Origin of the sequence: Paenibacillus sp. GCM10027630 (assembly GCF_042676305.1) — a bacterium.
In the GTDB taxonomy this organism is placed as follows: domain Bacteria; phylum Bacillota; class Bacilli; order Paenibacillales; family NBRC-103111; genus Paenibacillus_S.
Genome location: NZ_JBHTGY010000021.1, coordinates 70471 through 91731, shown reverse-complemented (window position 1 = coordinate 91731; position 21261 = coordinate 70471). Strand labels below are relative to the sequence as shown.

Genomic DNA, 21261 nt, shown 5'->3' with positions numbered 1-21261 from the left:
GATGCCAGACATGCCAGTCATATGGAAAGATGAAGAATTAAGCCCTATTCGAGATAAAGTGTACCAGTATATTAAACAAGCCATTGTTCAAGGAATGTATAAATCGGGTGAACGCATTATCGAGCGTGAGCTGGCGGATCAACTAAATGTAAGCCGTACCCCAATCAGAGAAGCGCTGTTCCGGCTTGAATCCCAAGGCTTTGTCAAAACGATGCCGCGTAAAGGCGTGGTTGTGTCCAAGCTGTCGCCGGAAGAAATCGTTGAAATATTTACAATACTTGCCGCGTTAGAAAGCTTGGCGATGAAGATGGCCGCACAAAAAGCGGAGCAATCTCACCGTGACGAATTGAAACGCATCATTGAGGAAATTGATCAGGCACTTGCACAGCCGGTGTTTGATTTGAAAAACCGCATGTTCCATTTTTCAATTAACGAAATCATTTTCCGCGCTGCGCAGAGCCCAAGATTAACACAGATGCTGGATAGCCTGTCGGATTACATCCGTGCTTTTGCCCATCTTGGATATGAGCTTCCTGGACGGATGCGTAAAGCCGCAGAGGAGCACCGGGAGCTGGCATTGGCAGTCCTTAACGGCTATGGAGATCTTGCGGAGCAGCTAACGAAAATCCATTTGGAAAATTCCAAGCAGGCTTATATGGAAGCATTGGAAAAAGAGTAATTGAAGGATGCTAAATTGTTTAGAGGAGGTTTGCTATGCCCAATGTGAAATTACACCATAATGGAGAGCTATATGAGCAGGAAGTGGCGGCAAACAGCAATTTAGTTGTATTAGCCGGGATCAAGAAGTTTCCTCATCTGAAGTATGGCTGCGGCATGGGTAAATGCACCAAATGTATGGTCACCGTTCTTGCAGGCGGCGAGGCTCTTGCCGAACCTAACTGGAAAGAGAATAAAATGCTTGGCGACAAATTAAATGATGGCTGCCGTTTAGCGTGCCAATTGTATATTTCAGATGATATTGAGATCCGCCAAGAATAGCTTGAGCTTCTCGGAATCACTGCCGTGAGCTTATACCTTGGCTTTCAGACAAGCCTGGAGGGGGCGCTCCAATTGGAAAAATGCATACAGGTCGAGGAGAAGCTTAAGGAGCTAAATATTCAACTAGAGTCACTTCCTAAGCCGAGTGGTAATTATGTTCCCTATACGATAGTAGAGCCGATGATTTATATGAGCGGTGTAACTCCTAAAGTAAACGGTGTGCTCCAATATAAAGGCAAAGTAGGGTTGGATTTAACGAAGGAAGAAGGCTATCAAGCGGCTCGGCAATGTATAATTAACCAACTGGGGACACTAAAGACCATTCTGGGGGATTTGGACCGAGTAGTGAGTATTGTTAAGATGGAAGGCTTTATCCACGCTGCTTCTGATTTCTATGATTTGCCTTATGTGTTGAATGGTGCTTCCGATCTGCTTGTTGAAGCATTTGGTGAAAAGGGCGCACATGCCCGTTCAGCCATTGGTGTTGCTGCCTTGCCTGGTGGTGCAGCAGTCGAAGTGGAACTAATTGTCCGGTATGAATAAAAATGAAATCTGAATTGAACTGGTTTATGCCATTAAATAATAGATTAACTGGAGGTTTTGAAAATGAGTGAATTTATTATGGTATCCACAACAGAGCGTTACAAGACGGTTACTGACAATCCTGACTTGGAAACAATAGCTGAATATGAATATCACTTTTTTGGTAAGAAAAAAACTACATTCTCCATTTGCAAAATTAAAAATCCGGTTACTAGAATCGTAATTCAAGGCGTATCCGAGGTATTCCCGGACAACAGTATTCCTATTAAGGTATTTCCCAAGTTTGAAACAACCGAACAGATAGAGAAAGAAATCTACGAGTTGGATATGGATAAAGACAGCAAGATCGTTAAGGTTGTATAGACTGGTTGCAGCAGAAGGTGCGGGCTTGATGAAGCTTGCGCCTTTTTTGTGTTATAATCCAGCATTTCCGTTTTCTTAATCGAAGCCTTGTTAAACAGCGTTTTGGCTAGCTTTTGGCTACCGCCGCCATTTGTAATAAACATGAAATCTGTTTTTCGTCTGTCATTGATGAACTAAGTTTATATGAAAACTAAAAAGGACCCTCTCTGATAGTATTCATAGGAGGGTCTAAGTGCTTGTATTGAGTTGTCCATTTATATCTTATGTTTTCTGAAAAGTAGTTGTAACTGTATATTAACCCTATACAAAAACCTATTTTAGTAATAAATAGACCGTTGTCTATTAGTTAGAAGACAAATGTCCATGCCACCAATAGACGAATGGAGTATGATACATCAAACCTATTTGGAGGTGTTTGGATTGGGTTGTCCCCTAGAGAAACGAAAAAAGGGCTGTATAAAGAAGCAGGTTATTGTCTGCCCTTCGAAGAGAAAAAAACCTGTGAAGAGAAAAAAACCAGTGAAGAGAGAATGTTGTAAGAAAATTGTCGTCAAGAAGAAAATTGTAAGTGTAAATGTTCCCCAAGGAGCTACGGGAGCACAAGGAGCTCAGGGCCTGCAAGGAGCTACGGGAGTACAAGGAGCTACGGGAGCACAAGGAGCTACGGGAGTACAAGGAGCTACGGGAGCACAAGGAGCTACAGGAGCTACAGGAGCACAAGGAGCTACAGGAGTACAAGGAGCTACGGGAGCACAAGGAGCTACAGGATCACAAGGAGCTACAGGAGCACAAGGAGCACAAGGAGCACAAGGAGCACGGGGCGCACAAGGGGCACAAGGCCCTCAAGGAGCTACAGGAACACAGGGAACTCAAGGAACTACAGGAGTACAAGGAGCTACGGGAGCACAAGGAGATACAGGAGCTACAGGAGCCCAAGGAGCACAGGGAACACAAGGTGCACGGGGCGCACAAGGGGCACAAGGCCCTCAAGGAGCTAGAGGAGCACAAGGAACTCAAGGAGCTACAGGAACACAGGGAACTCAAGGAACTACAGGAGCACAAGGAGCACAAGGCCCTCAAGGAGCTACAGGAACACAGGGAACTCAAGGAACTACAGGAGCACAAGGAACTCAAGGCCCTCAAGGAACTACAGGAGCACAAGGAACTACAGGAGCTCAAGGAACTCAAGGTCCACAAGGAACTCAAGGCACGCAAGGAACTACAGGAGTCCAAGGAACCCAAGGCCCACAAGGAACTCAAGGCACGCAAGGAACTACAGGAGCTCAAGGAACTCAAGGTCCACAAGGAACTCAAGGCACGCAAGGAACTACAGGAGTCCAAGGAACCCAAGGCCCACAAGGAACTCAAGGTGATACAGGAGCCCAAGGAACCCAAGGCCCAGCAGGTCCACAGGGCGGCCCCCAAGGCGTACAAGGTCCACAAGGAACACAAGGCCCGCAAGGAGCCACAGGAGTGCAAGGAACTACAGGAGCTCAAGGAACTCAAGGTCCACAAGGAACTCAAGGCACGCAAGGAACTACAGGAGTCCAAGGAACCCAAGGCCCAGCAGGTCCACAGGGCGGCCCCCAAGGCGTACAAGGTCCACAAGGAACACAAGGCCCGCAAGGAGCCACAGGAGTGCAAGGAACTACAGGAGCTCAAGGAACTCAAGGTCCACAAGGAACTCAAGGCACGCAAGGAACTACAGGAGTCCAAGGAACCCAAGGCCCACAAGGAACTCAAGGTGATACAGGAGCCCAAGGAACCCAAGGCCCAACAGGTCCACAGGGTGGCCCCCAAGGCATACAAGGTCCACAAGGAACACAAGGCCCGCAAGGAGCCACAGGAGCCCAAGGAGCTACAGGCGCACAAGGAGCAGCAGGTCCCCAAGGAGCAACAGGAGCACAAGGAACTCAAGGCTCTCAAGGTGCTACAGGAGCCCAAGGAACTGCAGGTCCGCAAGGAGCTACAGGCGCCCAAGGAACTGTAGGTCCCCAAGGAGCAACAGGAGCACAAGGAACTCAAGGCTCTCAAGGTGCTACAGGAGCCCAAGGAACTGCAGGTCCGCAAGGAGCTACAGGCGCCCAAGGAACTGTAGGTCCCCAAGGAGCCACAGGAGCCCAAGGAACTCAAGGAACTCAAGGAGCCACAGGAGCCCAAGGAACTGCTGGACCCCAAGGAGCAACGGGAACACAAGGAACTGTAGGTCCTCAAGGAGCAACAGGAGCACAAGGAACTCAAGGCCCACAAGGAACTGCGGGAGCACAAGGAACTACAGGTCCGCAAGGAGCTACAGGAGTACAAGGAGCAGCAGGCCCACAAGGAGCAACAGGAGCCCAAGGAACTCAAGGCTCCCAAGGAGCAACGGGAGCACAAGGAACTGCAGGTCCCCAAGGAGCTACAGGAGTACAAGGAGCTGAAGGTCCGCAAGGAGCTACAGGAGCACAAGGAACTCAAGGCCCACAAGGAGCCACAGGAGCACAAGGAACTACAGGTCCGCAAGGAGCTACAGGAGTACAAGGAGCCACAGGAGCACAAGGAGCTGCAGGAGCGCAAGGAACTCAAGGCCCACAAGGAGCAACAGGAGCACAAGGAACTGCAGGTCCGCAAGGAGCAACAGGAGTACAAGGAGCAACAGGAGCACAAGGAGCTGCAGGAGCACAAGGAACTCAAGGCCCACAAGGAGCAACAGGAGCACAAGGAACTGCAGGTCCCCAAGGAGCCACAGGAGCACAAGGAGCTGCAGGCCCACAAGGAACTACAGGAGCACAAGGAACTCAAGGTCCACAAGGAGCAACAGGAGCACAAGGAGCTACGGGCCCACAAGGAGCCACTGGATCTGCAGGTGGGTTATCCCAATTTGGGTACATTTATAACTTAGGTGCTCAAGTGGTTGCAATAGAGGCTGATGTTATTTTTGATACAAATGGTATTCTTACACCTGGAATTACGCATGCTCCTGGAACTTCTGGGATTGCAGTCACTGATCCGGGCAACTATGAGGTTACATTTTCTGTATCGGGTGTAGAGCCCAACCAGTTTGCACTATTTCTAAATGGAAGCATCCTAGTTGCAGGAACCGTATACGGTTCAGGTGCCGGCACTCAGCCAAACTATGGGCAGGCAATATTCGCTTTAGCAGCAGGCGATGTTCTTACTCTCCGAAATCATAGTTCAGCTGCAGCGGTTACCCTTCAGACTTTGGCTGGGGGCACACAAGCAAACGTAAACGCTTCTGTTGTAATCAAAAAATTAAGTTAGTCCTAGTGAAATGAGAACCATCACAGTTAGATCGAACGTCTAGATGTTTGAACAAAACAACTACTCTTGTGATCGAATGTAATTGTTTATTGAACTCCTCATCCCTTAATATGATTTGATTTTCCAACGGAACATGGTAGTTTCAAAACAGAGATCAAAGCAGGCTGCCGGTGATAAACTGAGTGGCCTGCGGTGCTGCAAGATCGAAGACAGGGTTAAAAGGAATGAGAATTGGGGAAGCGTCGATTGCGCAAGGCTGGCAGTCGGCATTTGCTAGTCCAAGCCTTGTTCTGGATGGTTAATGCGTTTGCGGAAGTTAACTTGATCAATAATAACACTGTTATGAGGCGAACTTCATTAAAGATCAGGCCATTTAAGCCTTGATCTTCTTTTGTTTTTTAGAAAGCGGGAACAATGAGGTATAGCAGCTGTCTTGTTTTTCGCAGCATAAACTCATATAATTGCCACGAGTTGTGCAAGCATCACAAGGATCAGAGGTTAGCAGCAGCGCAAAGGGGATACTTATGATAATCAAAAAAAATATTTTTACTAAGCTCAATGCCGTCATTTTTATTTTTCTAATCCCGATTTTACTTCTTTACGGTTTATCGAATCAGGTTAGCGTCCAGGTTGTGGAGGGGTTATTGCAGAAGGAAAAGAGCAATCAGCTGGAGTTTTTCCGCAAGCAATTGGATGCGACAGCTCTAAGCTTGGCTATGAATGCGATCACACTTACGAGAGACACGACTGTCCTGGGGATGGAAAGGGCAATGTTATCAGGTCCACAGCAACAGTTGATTCAAATCGAATCCAACGTTCAGGAGAAATTAACCCTTCAGAGCTCCGCGAACAGTTGGAATAACGATATCACCTTGTACTTTCCTTCCGTTCAAAGAACGTTGTCGACTTCATTTCGCCAAGTTCCCTATGATGAGCGAAAACTGGACAAAAGTGTAAGGGTCCCCGGTTGGAGCTATAGGCCAGACCCTGACCGTCCGGATATGTCATCGTTCGTTTATTACGCAGGCGGACCCATAAATGAAAACGGAAAGCTTGATCAGAGCCTGGTTATTGCAGAAATGGCGTTCTATGAGTCCAATGTTACTTCTCTACTGGACCAGTTGAAGACAGGCAGCAAGGGTGACCCTTTCATGGTTGACCGACAAAATCATCTCAGCTACAACCGCAGTTCCGACAAACAAACGACAAGTGCTGTTGTTGATGCTCTTTTTCAAAAAACGCTGGAGGAAAAAGGCGACTTTGTTTCGGAAATCGGCAAAAAAACGTATCTGGTTAACTACGTTTATTCGCAAGCACTCGGGTATTATGTTGTCGATTACACGCCGCTAGAGCAAATTTTATCTCCCATCACTAAGATTCGCAACTTTTTCTATGGCTTTATTATCCTATTGCTTGTGGTGGGGATCATGGCTTCCTTCCTGCTGTATAAACACGTTCAGGCTCCGCTCCACGCACTCACAGGTGTGTTAAAAAGATTTCAAAACGGTGATTTTAGCGTGAGGCTGCATAGATGGTTTCATAGTGAATTCGATTTTGTCGTCGTTCGATTTAATGACATGGCGGGGCAAATTCAGCACTTGATTGAAAATGTGTATGAAGAGAAGAATCGATCCCGGATGGCTACGCTCAAGCAACTGCAGGCGCAAATTAATCCACATTTTTTGTACAACTGTCTTAATTTCATCATTAGCTCCGCGAGTCTTGGCCGTAATGAGTCCGTTATTGCCATGGCATACAATCTAAGTGATTACTATCGTTATATCACCCGGCTTGATGACCCCAACACATGCTTGCGGGATGAACTAAAATTAGTGAAAAATTATTTGGAAATCCACATGCTAAGGCTGCAGCGGATCCAATACGAAATTAAAGTTCCTGAAGAAATGATGGATATACGGATGCCAAGGCTGCTCATACAACCGATCGTGGAAAATGCTATTGTGCATGGCTTGGAGCCCAAAATGGGTGGAGGAACCCTTGTTATCAGCGGAGAGGTGATAGGGGAATATATCCGCATTACCATTGAAGACAGCGGTGTTGGACTTTCCTCAGATAGACAGCAGCAGCTAACGGAACAGCTTAATCAACCTATGGATGAGACAGTAGGATACGGGCTTTGGAATATACACCAACGGTTAAAGTATTGGTATGGTGAAACCTCGGGTCTGGAAATAACCTCCTCATCAACCCAATCAGGACTTTGTGTAACTATATACTGGAAAGAAGGCTATGATCATGATTCGATTGCTTCTGGTTGATGATGAACCTATGATTTTGGAGGATCTGGCGTTTTTTATCAATAAAACAGCTGATTTTGAACAAGTATATACGGCAGCTTCCGGACAGGAGGCCGTAGCATTAATAGAGCAATTCCCCATCGATATCGTTGTTACAGACATTCGCATGCCCGGGATGTCAGGACTTCAGTTTTGTGAATATGTCAAACAAAAACAGATGGATATCGAATGTATACTCCTATCGGGCTATGCTGAGTTCGAATATGCGCAGCAGGCGTTAAAAACCAATGCAGCGGCGTACCTGCTGAAGCCTGTGAAGAAGGACGAGCTGCTGCAAACCATTCTCCAAACAGCGGAGGTATTGCTGCAAAGGAGGGAAGCAGCAGTCTCCAACAAAAAGGCGCATGAGACGCTACGCTCTCATTTGGTGCACTTGCAAGCATCCTTGCTGCTCGATTTGCTCAAAGGGAAGAAGCTGACTTCAGAGAAACTGACCGAAGAAATGGAAAAGCTGAATATTCCTTTCGCTGCAGGTGATCGGGCAGCCATCATGCTGCTTAGAATTGAGAATCGTTTTCTGGAATATGACGAGCGCAGCATTTCCTTATTCGAATTTGCTGTCGTTAATATTACCGAGGAAGTGCTTAACGATCATTTTGAAGTCTGGGCCTGCAAAGATGACAGTCAATACCTGGCTTTCCTGATCAAAATGAAAAACAGCGATTTGCTGGATGCTCCCAGAAAAAAGGTTCTGGAGCAGCTGATCCCGCAATTGCAGCATTATATAACGATCTATTTGCAAGGGAAAATTTCGGTAATCGTCAGTGACTTCGAGGCTTTCCCAACAGGTATGGCTGAGTTATATCAAAAAGCTTTGCTGTTATTCAGAAGGCTGCCTGGCAGCGAGCAGGAGCTTTTTCTTCGCCTGTGGGATCAACCGCCACAAACACCATTGCGCCCCCTCCAGCGCTTGCATGAGCCTCCAACGATTTTGCAGCTGATTGAAACGGGCCGGTGGCAGGATGCGCAGGAGAGATTGAATTATATTTTTGAAGAGCTAAGCAGCAATGGTATGGATACCGCGGAATATTTGTCGGAAGTGTTCTTTGCATTATCGAATGCTTATACCTATGTGATTCACATGAACGGACTGCAAATGGCTGATGTGATAGAGGAGCCCTATATGTCAGGGAATAATGTCGCAACGTTTCGCACGGTGAAGCAGCTTCGTGGCTGGGCGATGCAGGTGCTGGAGCGGATTAAAGAGCGCGTAGCCGATGGCGGCAAAGTGACGAGGGGCTCCTTTGTTTTGCAAATTCATCAGTATATTGAACGTCACCTGTCGGAGGATGTGACCCTGCAGGCGATCAGCGAGCACGTGCATCTGCATCCTGCTTATTTATCGGTTACGTACAAGCAAGAAACAGGTGAGAATTTGAGTGAATATATATACCGTTACCGCATGGAGAAGGCCGCGTATTTGTTAAGAAATTCGAAAGCCAAAATCTATGAAATCGCAGCCCAGCTCGGCTACCAGTATACCCCCTATTTTACGAAGCTGTTTAAAAGCTATTACGATGTATCGCCGCAAGAATACCGCGGTATGTCCAACCGGGAATAAGCGTTATCTTTAAATTGTGCTCTATTATCTTAAAATATCATCCGTATTCGTCTCCCCCTGGACAACTTATACTTTAGTTAAGAAGCAGCAACAACTTTCAAAGCCTATAGGGGGATACAGTAATGAATCGCATAATACTTGATACAGATATCGGAACGGACTCAGATGATGCCGTCGCTTTGTCGCTTGCACTGAGATCACCGGAGATCAAGCTAGAAGGAGTGACAACGGTTTACGGTAACGTGCATGTCCGTGCGAAGATTGCCAAGAAAATAATGGCGTTATCCGGCGACAGCGAAGTCAATGTTTATCCTGGAGTGGTACAAACCTTGCTGCATAACCGTGAGGTATTCTGGGCCGGGATTGAAGGCGAAGGGCTGGACATTGAGGATGACAGCATGAAAGACGTCAAGCACGCCGTAGATTATATCATTGAAATGGTTATGAATAACCCGGGTGAGATAACTTTGGTGACCATTGGGCCGTTGACGAATATTGCTGCAGCTATCATTCGGGAGCCGCGACTCGTGAAGAATGTGAAGGAAATCGTCATGATGGGTGGAGTCGTACGATTGGGCAGCAGCGCAGTAGAGCTCCCGCCGATCGAGCATAATGTGAAATGCGATCCTGAAGCGGCGTCACTTGTATTTTCCAGCGGTGCTCCCATTCTCATGGTGGGGCTTGATGTTACGAGACAGGTTTCCATTACAAGACAGGACAAAGACGATTTGGCAGCCTCGGGAACTCCGTTGGCCGTTACATTAACCAAGCAAATCGAAGGCTATATGGATTACCGGAAAAGAGATTTCACCTTTATGCACGACCCCTTGGCTGTTGCGCTGTTAGTAAACCGCCAATTGGTAACGACCAGAAGGATGAGCATTCAGGTTGATTACGATCATCGACATCCGACAGGCATTACAGTTGGGGAGCTGAATGAAGAGGGAAATGTTGAGGTTTGCCTTGAAGTGGACCGCGATACCTTCCTGAAGCTGTTAAAAGAAAGAGTGTTTTGCTAACACGCATTCATCTAAATAAGGGGGCTTTACTTTGAAAAAATTACAAACCACTATCGTTTGCTCGCTTGCTCTGCTGCTTGCCGCAGGTTGCTCCGGCGCTCCGGGCAAAGAAGCTCAACCCGTCAAACAAGCGGATAGTGCAGCAGGCATGACTGAAATTTCGTATTTGGCTAACTCGATCTGGGAAAAGCCTATCAAAAAGGTTATCGAAGAGTTTGAGAAGGAAAACCCTAATATCAAGGTTAATCTGCAGCTCAGTCCTTCGACCAAGCTGACGGAAACCATAGAGATCAAGCTGGCCTCCAAAGCGCAGGATCTGGATGTTATCTCTGTCGATGTTCCGCTGACCATGGGCTATTCCTTAAAAGGATATTTGGAGCCGCTCGATGCTCTTATTGGCGCTGATGCCAAGCAAAAATGGATTTCTTCGGCAACGGACGCAGGCTCTTATCAAGGACAACTAATGGCTGCACCGATGAACACCTCCAGTGTCGTGCTGTTTTATAATAAAGATTTATTCCAGAAAGCAGGCGTTGCATTCCCATCGGATCAATTGCAATATCGCATGACTTGGGAGAACGTACTGGAAGTCGCCAAGAAATTATCCAAGGATACGAACGGCGATAATCAAAATGATATATTTGGCTTCAGCTTCGACCAGGTAGGCAAGGCTTATCAGCTCATATCCCTTGGACAAAGCAAAAATGCGAAGGTGCTGAGCGACAACGGCCTAACAGCCAAAGACTACACGAATTCACCAGAAATGGTTAGCGCTTTTCAGTTCTATTCGGACTTGTTCAATAAAGAGAAGGTTAGTCCAAAGATCAAACGTGAGGAAGCGCTGGACTACTTCATTTCCGGTAAAGTGGCGATGTTCCTCGCTTCAACCCAGAATATGCCGCGGATTAAAGATGCCGGCATGGACTTTGGCATAGCGCCTCATCCATATTTCGCAGGAGGCAAGGTTGCGACTCCTACAGGCAGCTGGCACGTGGGGATTTCCAAATATTCAACGAAAAAAGAAGCGGCTGCCAAGTTCGTCAAATATTTGACTTTAGGCAAAGGCTCGCAAATTTGGTTGAATGAAAATGGTGCGCTGCCAGCCAGCCTGGAGCTGCTGGATCAAATCGATAAAGATCCCAAATATAAGGATTTCCCGAATAACATTATGAAATTAGCCGCAGGCGAAGCGCGTGAAACAGCGGCTGTACGCCCGAAAACGCCAGGTTATCTGGAGTGGGAAAATAATGTTAACAAAGCATTCGAGGATATTAAGAATGGAACGGATCCAAAGAAAGCATTGGATGATGCCGCCACTTTAATAGACAGTCAATTAAAGAAATATCAATCCGTGGTGAAGTAAAACAACCGCGCTGGGGATGGGGAATCCGTTCCCCGTCCCTTCTTTTTTGGGGCTGTTAGAAATTTAGATGATTGAAGGTGAATGATATTAAAGCAGGGAGAATCACCCCGTATATATTTTTATTTCCGGCGATTGCAGGCTTGCTGATGTTTAAACTGTACCCCGTTTTTAAGGGCTTGGAGGACAGCTTCTATGCACCGTCCTTTTTAAATGCAAGCGAAGCGTTTGTCGGTTTGCAGAATTATAGGTTTCTTTTTACCGATCCGGTATTTTGGAGCTCTTTGAAAATTACGTTGTTATTCAATGTATTCGTCAATCCGATTCAGGTCATTCTTGCTTTTATGCTGGCCTTATTGCTTAATGCGAAGCTCAAACATATCGGTTGGTTTAGAGGGATTCATTTTGTTCCTGTAGCCGTTTCGGTCTCTACCGCTTGTATCCTGTGGAACATCATGCTGAGCCCTGAGCAAGGAGTCGTCAATTCGATGCTTGTCGGTCTGGGCATGGAGCAGCAGCCTTTTCTAACGGGCGCTAAGCAAGCCCTTGCTTCCATAATCGGTATAGCAACATGGAAAGGCATCGGCTATTGGGCTATCTTTTTCCTGGCGGGTTTGCAGGAGGTTCCGGTGTCTTTATACGAGGCGTCATCCATAGATGGAGCATCCCGCTGGGAGCAGTTTAAGCAGGTCACTTTTCCGATGATGAAACGGTCCATAACCTTTGTCGCGGTATCGGTGACGGTGTCCAATTTCTTATTATTCTCCCCGATGTATATTCTTACTCAGGGTGGACCGGAGCATAGCACGAATGTTCTGATGCTGGAGAGCTACAACAGCGCGTTTCTTTACTCCGATTCAGGCAGAGCTTCTGCGATCGTTATTATTTTGCTGCTATTAACTTTAAGTATCGTTGCCTTGCAATTCAAATTTCTGAAGGCAAAGCATTAGAGAGGAGATCCCATGAAACGTAATAAAGGCTCAGTTCCTTTACTGTATATCGCTCACATCATTCTGGGGTTAATCATTCTGCTTCCTTTGGCGTTTGCACTTGTATCTTCGCTGCGGCCCCTGGATGAGATTTTTCGCTATATGTCTCCTGTTTCCTGGCGAACGTTTATCCCGACTCATATAACTTTTGATGCTTATGTCTCTTTATTTGTAGATAGAGGCTTTGGCCGAATTTTCTTTAACACGTTTTATGTTTCTATTGTCAATGTTGTGGTGGGATTGGTTATCGCTTCTATGGCTGCCTTTGCTTTTGTATATTTCGAATTTAAAGGTAGAGCTTTATTGTTTTTCCTCGTTATTCTTACTTTTATGATCCCGTTTGAGGTTATTGCAATCCCTTTGTATGGCCTGGTTGACAGCTTGGGTTGGATCGATACGTACTCCGGCATCATTGTTCCGGGTTTAGCCAATGGTTTGGTCATTTTTCTTTACAGGCAATTTTTCCTTGACCTTCCGAAGGCGCTTATTGAATCGGCCCGGATTGACGGAGCTTCGTGGTTCAAAATATATGCGGGCATCATCCTCCCGCTGTGCAAGCCTGTTACGGTAAGTGCCGGATTGTTAATTTTTATTCATCAGTGGGAGTCCTTCATGTGGCCGTTGATAGCAACCCGTTCGAAAGAGTATAAGGTTATACAGGTGGCTTTAAGCGATTTTGTTACCGAGTTTGCAACCTATTGGAATGAAATGTTCGCCGGTATCATCATCGCTGTTATTGTGCCCGTCCTTGTTTTACTACCGCTGCAGCGTTATTTTGTCAACGGTATCGCCAATACAGGATCCAAAGAATAGTGCCGTGAAGCGACTGATGGAATTTTTGCTTGAAATGAAGATGAAGAGACAGAAATCCGTTTGGCCTATACAAAGGGAGGTTGTTTCAATGGGAAATATAGTCGTTGTAGGAAGCATTAACATGGATTTTGTTTGTTATATTCGCAAGCTTCCGCTACCGGGAGAAACGGTTCAAAGCTATAAAACGGAGACGAAATCCGGTGGCAAAGGAGCAAATCAGGCTGTTGCAGCAGCGCTTGCGGGTGGGAAGGTAACTATAGTCGGAGCCGTTGGAAACGACTTCTACAGCAGGGATATTGTGTCTGGTCTTAAAAGCTACCAAGTAAATACAGACCGGATATTGAGGAAGGATAGTGACATTGGCACAGCTTTTATCGCAGTGGATGAATCCGGTCAGAACAGCATTGTCCTTAGCGAAGGAGCTAATGGCTGTTTGACTGTAGAGGATTTAGCGATGCTGCCGAGGCTGTTTGAAGAGTCATCCGTTTTACTTGTCCAAAATGAAATACCTTGGAGCTGCACGCAATTTGCTCTCGAAGCTGCAAGGCAACAGGGCATACAAACTTATGTAAATCCAGCTCCAGCTCTAGCTATACCAGAGGAAGTATTTCCTCTAATCGATGTAATGATATTAAATGAATCTGAGGTTGAATACATTACAAGTGTGCAGCTTGACGAAGATTTATCTAACGTTAAACTAGCGGCAGGCCAGATCCTTGCGTCAGGGGTTAAGGAAGTTATCGTTACATTGGGTGAAAAAGGCTCGTTCTATATGAACAAGGAAGATGAAACTATTTTCACACCTGCCTTTTCTGTAAATACTGTGGATACAACTGCAGCGGGCGATACCTTTATTGGCTCCTTTATTGTGGCAAGGCAGCAAGGCTTGGCGATTAGCGATTCCCTGCAGCAGGCTAGCGCTGCTTCAGCCATCGCAGTGTCACGGGCCGGAGCTCAAGAATCGATACCGTCTGCGGACGAAGTTCATTTGTTTTTGAACAATAAAAAGGTTGGGAACTAAACATTTAATACAAGTATCCGGACATGAAAAGGAGCCCGACTGAAATTCAACTGGGCTCTTGCTTTTTCTATTATGATTATAAGTTCTTATTGAGCTGCATTAATCCGTCTTTGAGCGATTTTGTTTAAACGATCGACATCCTCTTCGCCCCATAAGACCGTAACGTCTCCGGTTACGAAGGTTTGACAAGCAAGACGGAAGCCTTGCTCAATCTTTTCGGTTCCTAGTCTATCGATTTCTTTCTTCATCACTTTACTGAGATGCTCGTTTCCGTCGACGATCTGCACGCGACACGTTCCGCAAAGTCCTCCGCCGCATTTGAAGGGAACGGCTCCCTCGTATCTGATGGATGTTCTAAGAAGATTCGCGTCTTTATCCACTTCGATAGTTTTGCCTGATGTTTGAAAAGTCACAGATGGCATAAGTATCCCTCCCCTTCGGTATAAGCCCATTATAACACAGCTATATGGTTTATGGTATACCAAATGCAATATTTTTGATATGATAGAAAAGTGGTTCCAAATTAAAAATTTCAGCTTATGCTTACTTAAGAATGTGTTTATGAAGTTGGTTTTGCCAAGGCAGATTCCAATAGAGACTTAGGGTAATTATTTTTTATGAAATTTTTCAGGAGGGCTTATGAAAAAGGTAGGGATTATCGGGTACGGAACTATTGGAGAGGATGTAGCCCAGGCGGTGCATCAAGGAAGATCTGGCTTGGTGCAGCTGGAGGCGATCCTGGTTAGGGATAAATCCAAATATGAGGATTCAAATTCGACGGAATATTTGATCACGGAAGACGAAGACGAGTTTTTTAATCAAAATCTGGACATCGTTATAGAGTGCGCCGGTCACGGAGCCGTCAGAAAATATGGGGAAAGGGCACTGCAGCATGGCGCGGATTTAATATTGGTCAGCATAGGAGCTTTTGCCGATGAATCGTTGCAGAAGCTGCTGAGGGATAAAGCTGAACAGAGTGGGCGGAAAATCATAGTCCCCTCTGCTGCGATAGGCGGATTGGATCGAATTGCAGCCGGAAGCGTAGGTCCGATGGAGGAAGTAACGCTGGTTACGAGAAAGCCGCCTAAGGCTTGGTATGGAACGTTAATTGAAGAGCAAGTCAACTTGGCTGAATTAAGTGAGCCGTATTGTGCATTCGAGGGAGTTGCACGTGATTCGGCGCGATTATTCCCTGAAAGTGTGAATGTATCAGCAGCGTTGAGTCTTGCTGGCATTGGCTTTGATAAAACGAAAGTAAAAGTATACGTAGACCCACATATTAGCCATAATATTCATGAGATAGAAGCCAGAGGCAAATTCGGACAAATCAAGCTGCAAATTCAGAACACGCCGTCCGCACGAAATCCGAAAACCGGATATATTGTAGCGATGAGTGTAATTAAGACGCTTCGGGATATGAGCTCTTCATTTGTAATTGGCATATAATCTGGGTTTCGAAAGAAGAAAAGGAGCGAATTGGATGGCGTACAACAGTATTATACTGCGTTTGGAATTAAATCATGCCAAAGTCAATTTTGGTGATGTAGCATCGGTCATTAGTAAGGCGGGCGGGGATATTACCTCTATAGATGTTATCCGTCCCGGACAAGAAACATCCACTCGCGACATCACAGTTCATATAGCGGATAAAGCGGAAGCCTTGATTGTGGAGTCACTTCGTCAGATGGATGGAATTCAAGTTGTCAATGTATCTGATAGTACATTTCTGGTGCATCTTGGAGGCAAAATATCCATTCAACCAAATCTTCCTATTAAAAACCGGGACGATTTATCCAGAGTTTATACGCCAGGTGTGGCCCGTGTTTGTACCGCTATTCATGAAAATCCACAGAAGGCTTATTCCTTGACAATAAAGCGTAATACGGTGGCGGTTGTGACCGATGGAACGGCTGTATTGGGGCTAGGAGACATCGGGCCGCATGCAGCCGCGCCTGTGATGGAAGGCAAGGCGATGCTGTTTAAGCAGCTGGGTGGTGTGGATGCCTTCCCTATCTGCCTGGACACCAAGGATACCGAGGAGATCATCCGTACGATCAAAGCGATCAGCCCCATATTTGGCGGGATCAATCTGGAGGATATCAGCTCTCCTCGCTGCTTCGAGATTGAGACGCGCTTGGCAGAGGAGCTGGATATGCCGGTTTTTCATGATGATCAGCACGGCACGGCTATTGTTGTTATCGCGGGACTATTGAACGCCCTGAAGGTAGTAGGAAAACGTATGGAGCATGTGCGCGTAGTTGTAAACGGGATTGGTGCGGCAGGTGTGTCCATTTGTAAAATGCTGCTAGCCGCAGGGGTGAAGAGACTGGTTCCGGTTGACCGCGATGGAGCCATTGTACGAGGCGGCGAATATGCTTATCCCATGTGGCAATGGCTGGCTGAGCAGCCTCAGGTTGAAGCTGAATCGGGCAGCTTGAAAGAAATGATAAAGGGTGCTGATGTATTTATCGGCGTATCGAGGGGCGGGCTCTTGGGCGCGGAAGACGTTCAGAAAATGGCGCCGAACAGCATTGTGTTCGCCATGGCTAACCCTAAGCCGGAGATTGACCCGGAGGAAGCTCTCCCGCATGTGCGCGTGTTTGCCACAGGGAGAAGCGACTATCCGAATCAGATCAATAACGTGTTAGTGTTCCCAGGTATTTTCAGAGGAGCATTGGACTGCAGGGCACGCCGCATCAATGAACCTATGAAGCTTGCCGCGGCTCGCGCTATTGCTTCGGTTGTTTCCGAGAAGGAGCTGAACGATCAGTATATCATCCCTAGTATTTTTAACGAGCAGGTCGTTACGAAAGTAAGGCATGCTACTATCGAAGCTGCTATATTAACCGGTGTAGCGAGACGTATACCGCCTGAATTCAGATAAGCTAAATAACCGAATAATTGAGAACAATGAAAACCCTTATCGTGTATAAGGGTTTTTATTTTGAGAATTTATATGGTATGGATTGAGCGAAGTTCATCTCATATTTAAGCTGTTCATGGTCTTCTAAATGCCCCGTATAGGTTTTAACTGCATGATGGGCAAAATAGGTAAACTTTCAACTTGAGCGTAGTCTCCACTAATCAGGAGTAGTCTTATGACATGGAGGCTTGTAGTAAAGCGAATTCATGTGTTTGACTAATTAAAGAAGAAACGCAAAGCACAGAGTAGAACAAAAGAGGGAATGGGTGTGGGATGGAGGAGCGATAGCGTCCGCCTTTGAAGATCGTGTTCCATCCGCTGCAAGCCTACAATTCAAAAGGAACACGACTTCAACAGCGGCCGGAATCCCACATCCATCCCTCCAAACGCACAAACGTAAATTGTAAACCAAAGGCATTTTGCTTAGATCTTACGGAAAACAAATAAACATTCTGGTCCCCAAAGGAAGCTGCTGCCGATTATTATTATGTCGATTTTTGTTTAAAACTATGAATCTGTGTTAAAATGCACACTTTTTTGGTAGAAATTATGATAGACTAAAGGATATAGATTTAATCGGGATAATAGATTTTTTAAGGGGAATTGAATGGATGAAAAGGAAAAAAAACGCCGTCAAACGAAGTTCCGGCAAGAAATTAGCAAAGATATTAACGGCATCACTTGTGATGAATCCCGTGTTTTATGTGCTCCCATCCGCAACACCCTATGTACATGCGCTTTCTGCTCCAGTAGCCCCTCTCATAGCTCCTTATGTCAAAAGTCCGCTGCCTGATATTAAGGCAGGTGTTGGCAAATCACTAACTCTTGATTTAAGCCAATATTTTGATGGAGCTACAGCATATTCATCCTCGGTTAGCGAGCTGCAGGGCTTTATTGCATCGATAAGCGGTAATTTACTTACATTGAGTACTGACAGACTGGGAACAGCTACGGTAAGCATAACCGGAACGGCAGGCAGCTTGCGAACAGTAACAGATACGTTCGATGTTTCAGTTATTCCAGATACAATGGATCGAGATAATAACAACATTATTGATATTGGTGAGATTGCAGCCTATGCAAGCAGCCATACGGTTGACCGGACAAGCTTGAATCAAATCCTTCATTTTATAGCGCCGCAGACTCCCTTTACTCCCAATACCCCTCCAAAATCGAAGGGCACATCACTTTCTGTTAATAAGAATGAATCCCTAATCATTAATCCTGACCAATTGTTCGAGGATATTGACAACAATGCCCTTACTATTGAAACCTTCAGCCTTAGCACAACAGGAAATGTAACAACCGCATTATCAGGCAATCGAATCACGGTTACCGGACTGCAGCACGGGTCATTGGATTTGAATGTATCTGTGAATGACGGGCACGGCGGTAGAGCAAGCAATACATACCCATTATCCGTAATAGATGCGACTTATGGGGCTAACCATGCTCCAGTGTGGAATAATTCAATTACGGCTGTAACGGTTACCAAGGGGACTTATGCCACGATTGATTTGCACAATGGATTTACAGATATTGACCCGGGAGATACGATGCAATTTAATCCCGTTCACATTAGCCCCTCGTCGCCTAACTTCATTCAAGTAGAGCAAACTCAAGGGCTATTAAAGATTTATGGTGCAGCAATAGGTACCTCGACAGTGACGGCATCTGCTTACGATAGTAAGGGGGAGTCGGCACAGGGCAGCTTCGTAGTATCGGTGGCGAGCGCACCGCCTGTTAATCATTCGCCGGTAGCAGGAATGATAGATCCCAAAACGATAACAATGGGTGGTCCTCCCGTTCTGATCAATGCCCGCAGCCATTTTACAGATCCTGATGAAGGGGACAGCATGTTCTTTAACGTATCAACCTTTCCGGCAGGTATAGTAGATACAATTCTGGTAAGCGGTCAATTATCCCTTGTACCCCTGTCGATCGGCACCACGACAGTAATGCTGAAAGCAACGGATAATAGCGGCGCTACAGCGCAGATCAGCTTTGACACGAAGGTTGTGTCTGAGAATCACGCTCCGGTGTATGTTGCCGGTAGTCTAGCAGATCTGATGGTCAGTCCTGATAACGGTCCTGTTACGATTAACCTGGCGGGAGCATTCACCGATCCGGATAGCGATTTATTAACATACAGTGCAATAATTAGCGATTTAGCAATGGCAACGGCAGGTGTAAGCGGAAATAATTTAACTTTATACCCATCTCAGACAAGTCATGGAAGCACTCCTGTTACAGTGAGTGCTAATGATGGCCATAGCGCGACACAAACGAGCTTTAATCTGACTTTGAACAGAGTGCCCGCTTTGATTAATGAGGCTATTCCAACGAAGAATATTAAACATAACAGTTCAGTGAATGTAAATGTTTCTTCCCGATTTATGGATGCGGATGGAGACACGCTCAGTTATTCCGCTGAATCTGACTTGGGTGGCATCTTGAACGTAACAACTCAACTAAGCAGCGGCAGTACATATGCTTTTATAGGTGGACTGCCTATAGGCACCAATATAGTAACCATTCGGGCAACGGACACTTATGGCAGCAGTGTAACGGACAAATTTACCGTGAATGTAGCCAATAACCCGCCGGTGTACGCAGCAGGCTATCTGTCTAACCTGATAGTTGATCCGTCTCTTCCCAAGCCTGTAATAATTGACTTAACAGGTGCCTTCACTGATGAGGATAGTGGGGATACCTTGATGTATAGTGCTGCAAGCGACAATGCTGAGTTTGCAACGGTCGAAGTTGTTGAAAAGCAGTTAACGGTATATCCCGCCTCTACAGGTCATGGATTAACGACTATCACTGTTACGGCTAGTGACGGACACCAAGGAGGCACTGCTACAGCAAGCTTTGATATGACTTTGAACAAAGCGCCTATTCTGGTTGGTTCACCTACGCCTGAGATGAATATCAATTATAACACCAAGGCTCGTGTAGTGGTTTCCAGCCGATTCTGGGATGGAGATGGAGACACGCTTAGTTACTCTGCTGCATCGAATTTGGGTGGGAATTTATCAGTTACAATGATAACTAGCGGCAACGTATACGCGGACATTGAGGGACTGCCTGCTGGTACCAATGTGGTGACACTAACAGCAAGTGACAATTATGGCGGCAGCGTTACCGATACATTTATTGTTAATGTGAACAGAATCCCTGAACACATACCAGATGTTCTCAAATATGTGCCAAAGGGTAGCACTGTCACCGTGTATGCCAGTGACATCTTTAACGATGCGGATGAGGACAATATGGCCATAACGGCTGTTTACGGATTTAATACAGGTATTGTTAGCGCCAATCCGAGCAGCGGAGCGCTAGAACTGACTGGTTTGAATTCCGGCACGACAACCGTTACTGTAATTGTAGATGATCAGCATGGGGGTAAAGTAACCGGCACCTTTGACGTTGATGTGAGTGCACCGCCGACTTTGAGACAAGGCGAGGGTATTCCATTTACGCTCAGGGCACTGAACGTGGGGAACGGTCTTGTCTTCAGACCAACCTATTCTTATTTTATCGACCCTGACGAAGATCAATTATTCTATACTGTTACATCCGATAATGGGGCAGTAGCAAAAGTAACTTTAAGCAGCACCGATTTTGGGAAGTATATGATTCAAGGAGCCTCTGCGGGAACATCCACCATAACAGTAACCGCCGATGACGGCCATGGAAATACGGTCGCAGACTCATTTAATGTTGAGGTTTATGATCCTAGTGAAGTTTATGTATATGACAGTCTTACTGCTTTCGGGTCGTTCGATGTTTACTTGGGTGATATATTTGGTACATTACCTATCTCTGCTATTTCGATCCCTAATACAGGCTCCAATTATACAAACTATTTTTCGAATTATAATTTAAACGGAAACTATTTGACTCTGGATAGAAACTATGAGGATTCAATGGGCCCCTTCCCTTTAACCGGATCTACTACGATAACCGTTGATGTCAATGCTCCAGACACGGTTTCCAAAGCCATTAAGTTTAATTTTTATTACGATTACCTCCTTCCTTAAATCAAAAGCTGGGTTCATGGAAAAAAATGAAAAAAAGGCCAACCTCGC

16 protein-coding genes are annotated in these 21261 nt (G+C 45.9%); 15 read left to right on the top strand and 1 reads right to left on the bottom strand.

Annotated elements, in window-relative coordinates; genetic code table 11:
* The first annotated feature begins 1 nt into the window (after position 1).
* From ACFQ0C_RS10715 to rbsK, 12 genes are all read left to right on the top strand, one after another.
* Positions 2 to 679, top strand: coding sequence for a GntR family transcriptional regulator (locus ACFQ0C_RS10715; protein WP_258217141.1), 678 nt, complete (start codon positions 2 to 4; stop codon positions 677 to 679).
* Between the two features lie 35 nt (positions 680 to 714).
* Entirely contained in the window at positions 715 to 999 is a 285-nt protein-coding gene (locus tag ACFQ0C_RS10710) for a 2Fe-2S iron-sulfur cluster-binding protein (protein ID WP_379366580.1), read from the top strand.
* Positions 1000 to 1071: 72 nt separating this feature from the next.
* The gene (locus tag ACFQ0C_RS10705) at positions 1072 to 1542 is read left to right on the top strand and encodes a RidA family protein (protein ID WP_379366578.1); all 471 of its coding nucleotides are present in this window, start codon (positions 1072 to 1074) and stop codon (positions 1540 to 1542) included.
* A 63-nt stretch (positions 1543 to 1605) separates the two neighbouring features.
* The gene (locus tag ACFQ0C_RS10700; protein ID WP_379366576.1) at positions 1606 to 1905 is read left to right on the top strand and encodes a hypothetical protein; all 300 of its coding nucleotides are present in this window, start codon (positions 1606 to 1608) and stop codon (positions 1903 to 1905) included.
* Between the two features lie 1638 nt (positions 1906 to 3543).
* Positions 3544 to 5166, top strand: coding sequence for a collagen-like protein (locus tag ACFQ0C_RS10695; RefSeq protein ID WP_379366574.1), 1623 nt, complete (start codon positions 3544 to 3546; stop codon positions 5164 to 5166).
* A 524-nt stretch (positions 5167 to 5690) separates the two neighbouring features.
* Complete coding sequence (locus ACFQ0C_RS10690) at positions 5691 to 7445, top strand: sensor histidine kinase (RefSeq protein ID WP_379366572.1); 1755 nt, start codon at positions 5691 to 5693, stop codon at positions 7443 to 7445.
* Positions 7423 to 9045, top strand: a complete 1623-nt coding sequence (locus tag ACFQ0C_RS10685) for a response regulator (protein ID WP_379366570.1) — start codon at positions 7423 to 7425, stop codon at positions 9043 to 9045. The genes ACFQ0C_RS10690 and ACFQ0C_RS10685 overlap by 23 nt, the downstream gene beginning before the upstream one ends.
* A 122-nt stretch (positions 9046 to 9167) precedes the next feature.
* Positions 9168 to 10064 carry a nucleoside hydrolase gene (locus ACFQ0C_RS10680; RefSeq protein ID WP_379366568.1) on the top strand — a complete coding sequence of 299 codons (897 nt, stop codon included), beginning with the start codon at positions 9168 to 9170 and terminating at the stop codon, positions 10062 to 10064.
* Between the two features lie 31 nt (positions 10065 to 10095).
* On the top strand, positions 10096 to 11427 hold the full coding sequence (locus tag ACFQ0C_RS10675; RefSeq protein ID WP_379366566.1) for an extracellular solute-binding protein: 1332 nt from the start codon (positions 10096 to 10098) through the stop codon (positions 11425 to 11427).
* Positions 11428 to 11504: 77 nt separating this feature from the next.
* Positions 11505 to 12374 carry a carbohydrate ABC transporter permease gene (locus ACFQ0C_RS10670; RefSeq protein ID WP_379366564.1) on the top strand — a complete coding sequence of 290 codons (870 nt, stop codon included), beginning with the start codon at positions 11505 to 11507 and terminating at the stop codon, positions 12372 to 12374.
* 12 nt (positions 12375 to 12386) lie between these two features.
* Positions 12387 to 13226, top strand: a complete 840-nt coding sequence (locus ACFQ0C_RS10665; protein WP_379366561.1) for a carbohydrate ABC transporter permease — start codon at positions 12387 to 12389, stop codon at positions 13224 to 13226.
* A gap of 88 nt (positions 13227 to 13314) precedes the next feature.
* Positions 13315 to 14247, top strand: a complete 933-nt coding sequence (gene rbsK, locus ACFQ0C_RS10660; protein ID WP_379366559.1) for a ribokinase — start codon at positions 13315 to 13317, stop codon at positions 14245 to 14247.
* 86 nt (positions 14248 to 14333) lie between these two features.
* On the opposite strand, the gene ACFQ0C_RS10655 is transcribed toward rbsK, so the two are convergent.
* Entirely contained in the window at positions 14334 to 14669 is a 336-nt protein-coding gene (locus ACFQ0C_RS10655; RefSeq protein ID WP_171656000.1) for a 2Fe-2S iron-sulfur cluster-binding protein, read from the bottom strand.
* A gap of 217 nt (positions 14670 to 14886) precedes the next feature.
* Here ACFQ0C_RS10655 and nadX point away from each other — a divergent pair, with 217 nt between their 5' ends.
* From nadX to ACFQ0C_RS10640, 3 genes are all read left to right on the top strand, one after another.
* On the top strand, positions 14887 to 15693 hold the full coding sequence (nadX, locus tag ACFQ0C_RS10650; RefSeq protein WP_379366556.1) for an aspartate dehydrogenase: 807 nt from the start codon (positions 14887 to 14889) through the stop codon (positions 15691 to 15693).
* A gap of 34 nt (positions 15694 to 15727) precedes the next feature.
* The gene (locus tag ACFQ0C_RS10645) at positions 15728 to 17131 is read left to right on the top strand and encodes an NAD-dependent malic enzyme (protein ID WP_379366554.1); all 1404 of its coding nucleotides are present in this window, start codon (positions 15728 to 15730) and stop codon (positions 17129 to 17131) included.
* 650 nt (positions 17132 to 17781) lie between these two features.
* Positions 17782 to 21213, top strand: a complete 3432-nt coding sequence (locus ACFQ0C_RS10640) for an Ig-like domain-containing protein (protein WP_379366552.1) — start codon at positions 17782 to 17784, stop codon at positions 21211 to 21213.
* Positions 21214 to 21261 lie beyond the last annotated feature (48 nt).

What these genes read in the sequence shown, in the direction of transcription:
- ACFQ0C_RS10715 (WP_258217141.1), top strand. Translation starts at nt 2, where the DNA reads ATGCCAGACATGCCAGTCATATGGAAAGATGAAGAATTAAGCCCTATT.
- ACFQ0C_RS10710 (WP_379366580.1), top strand. Translation starts at nt 715, where the DNA reads ATGCCCAATGTGAAATTACACCATAATGGAGAGCTATATGAGCAGGAA.
- ACFQ0C_RS10700 (WP_379366576.1), top strand. Translation starts at nt 1,606, where the DNA reads ATGAGTGAATTTATTATGGTATCCACAACAGAGCGTTACAAGACGGTT.
- ACFQ0C_RS10690 (WP_379366572.1), top strand. Translation starts at nt 5,691, where the DNA reads ATGATAATCAAAAAAAATATTTTTACTAAGCTCAATGCCGTCATTTTT.
- ACFQ0C_RS10685 (WP_379366570.1), top strand. Translation starts at nt 7,423, where the DNA reads ATGATTCGATTGCTTCTGGTTGATGATGAACCTATGATTTTGGAGGAT.
- ACFQ0C_RS10680 (WP_379366568.1), top strand. Translation starts at nt 9,168, where the DNA reads ATGAATCGCATAATACTTGATACAGATATCGGAACGGACTCAGATGAT.
- ACFQ0C_RS10665 (WP_379366561.1), top strand. Translation starts at nt 12,387, where the DNA reads ATGAAACGTAATAAAGGCTCAGTTCCTTTACTGTATATCGCTCACATC.
- rbsK (WP_379366559.1), top strand. Translation starts at nt 13,315, where the DNA reads ATGGGAAATATAGTCGTTGTAGGAAGCATTAACATGGATTTTGTTTGT.
- ACFQ0C_RS10655 (WP_171656000.1), bottom strand. Translation starts at nt 14,669, where the DNA reads ATGCCATCTGTGACTTTTCAAACATCAGGCAAAACTATCGAAGTGGAT.
- nadX (WP_379366556.1), top strand. Translation starts at nt 14,887, where the DNA reads ATGAAAAAGGTAGGGATTATCGGGTACGGAACTATTGGAGAGGATGTA.
- ACFQ0C_RS10645 (WP_379366554.1), top strand. Translation starts at nt 15,728, where the DNA reads ATGGCGTACAACAGTATTATACTGCGTTTGGAATTAAATCATGCCAAA.
- ACFQ0C_RS10640 (WP_379366552.1), top strand. Translation starts at nt 17,782, where the DNA reads ATGAAAAGGAAAAAAAACGCCGTCAAACGAAGTTCCGGCAAGAAATTA.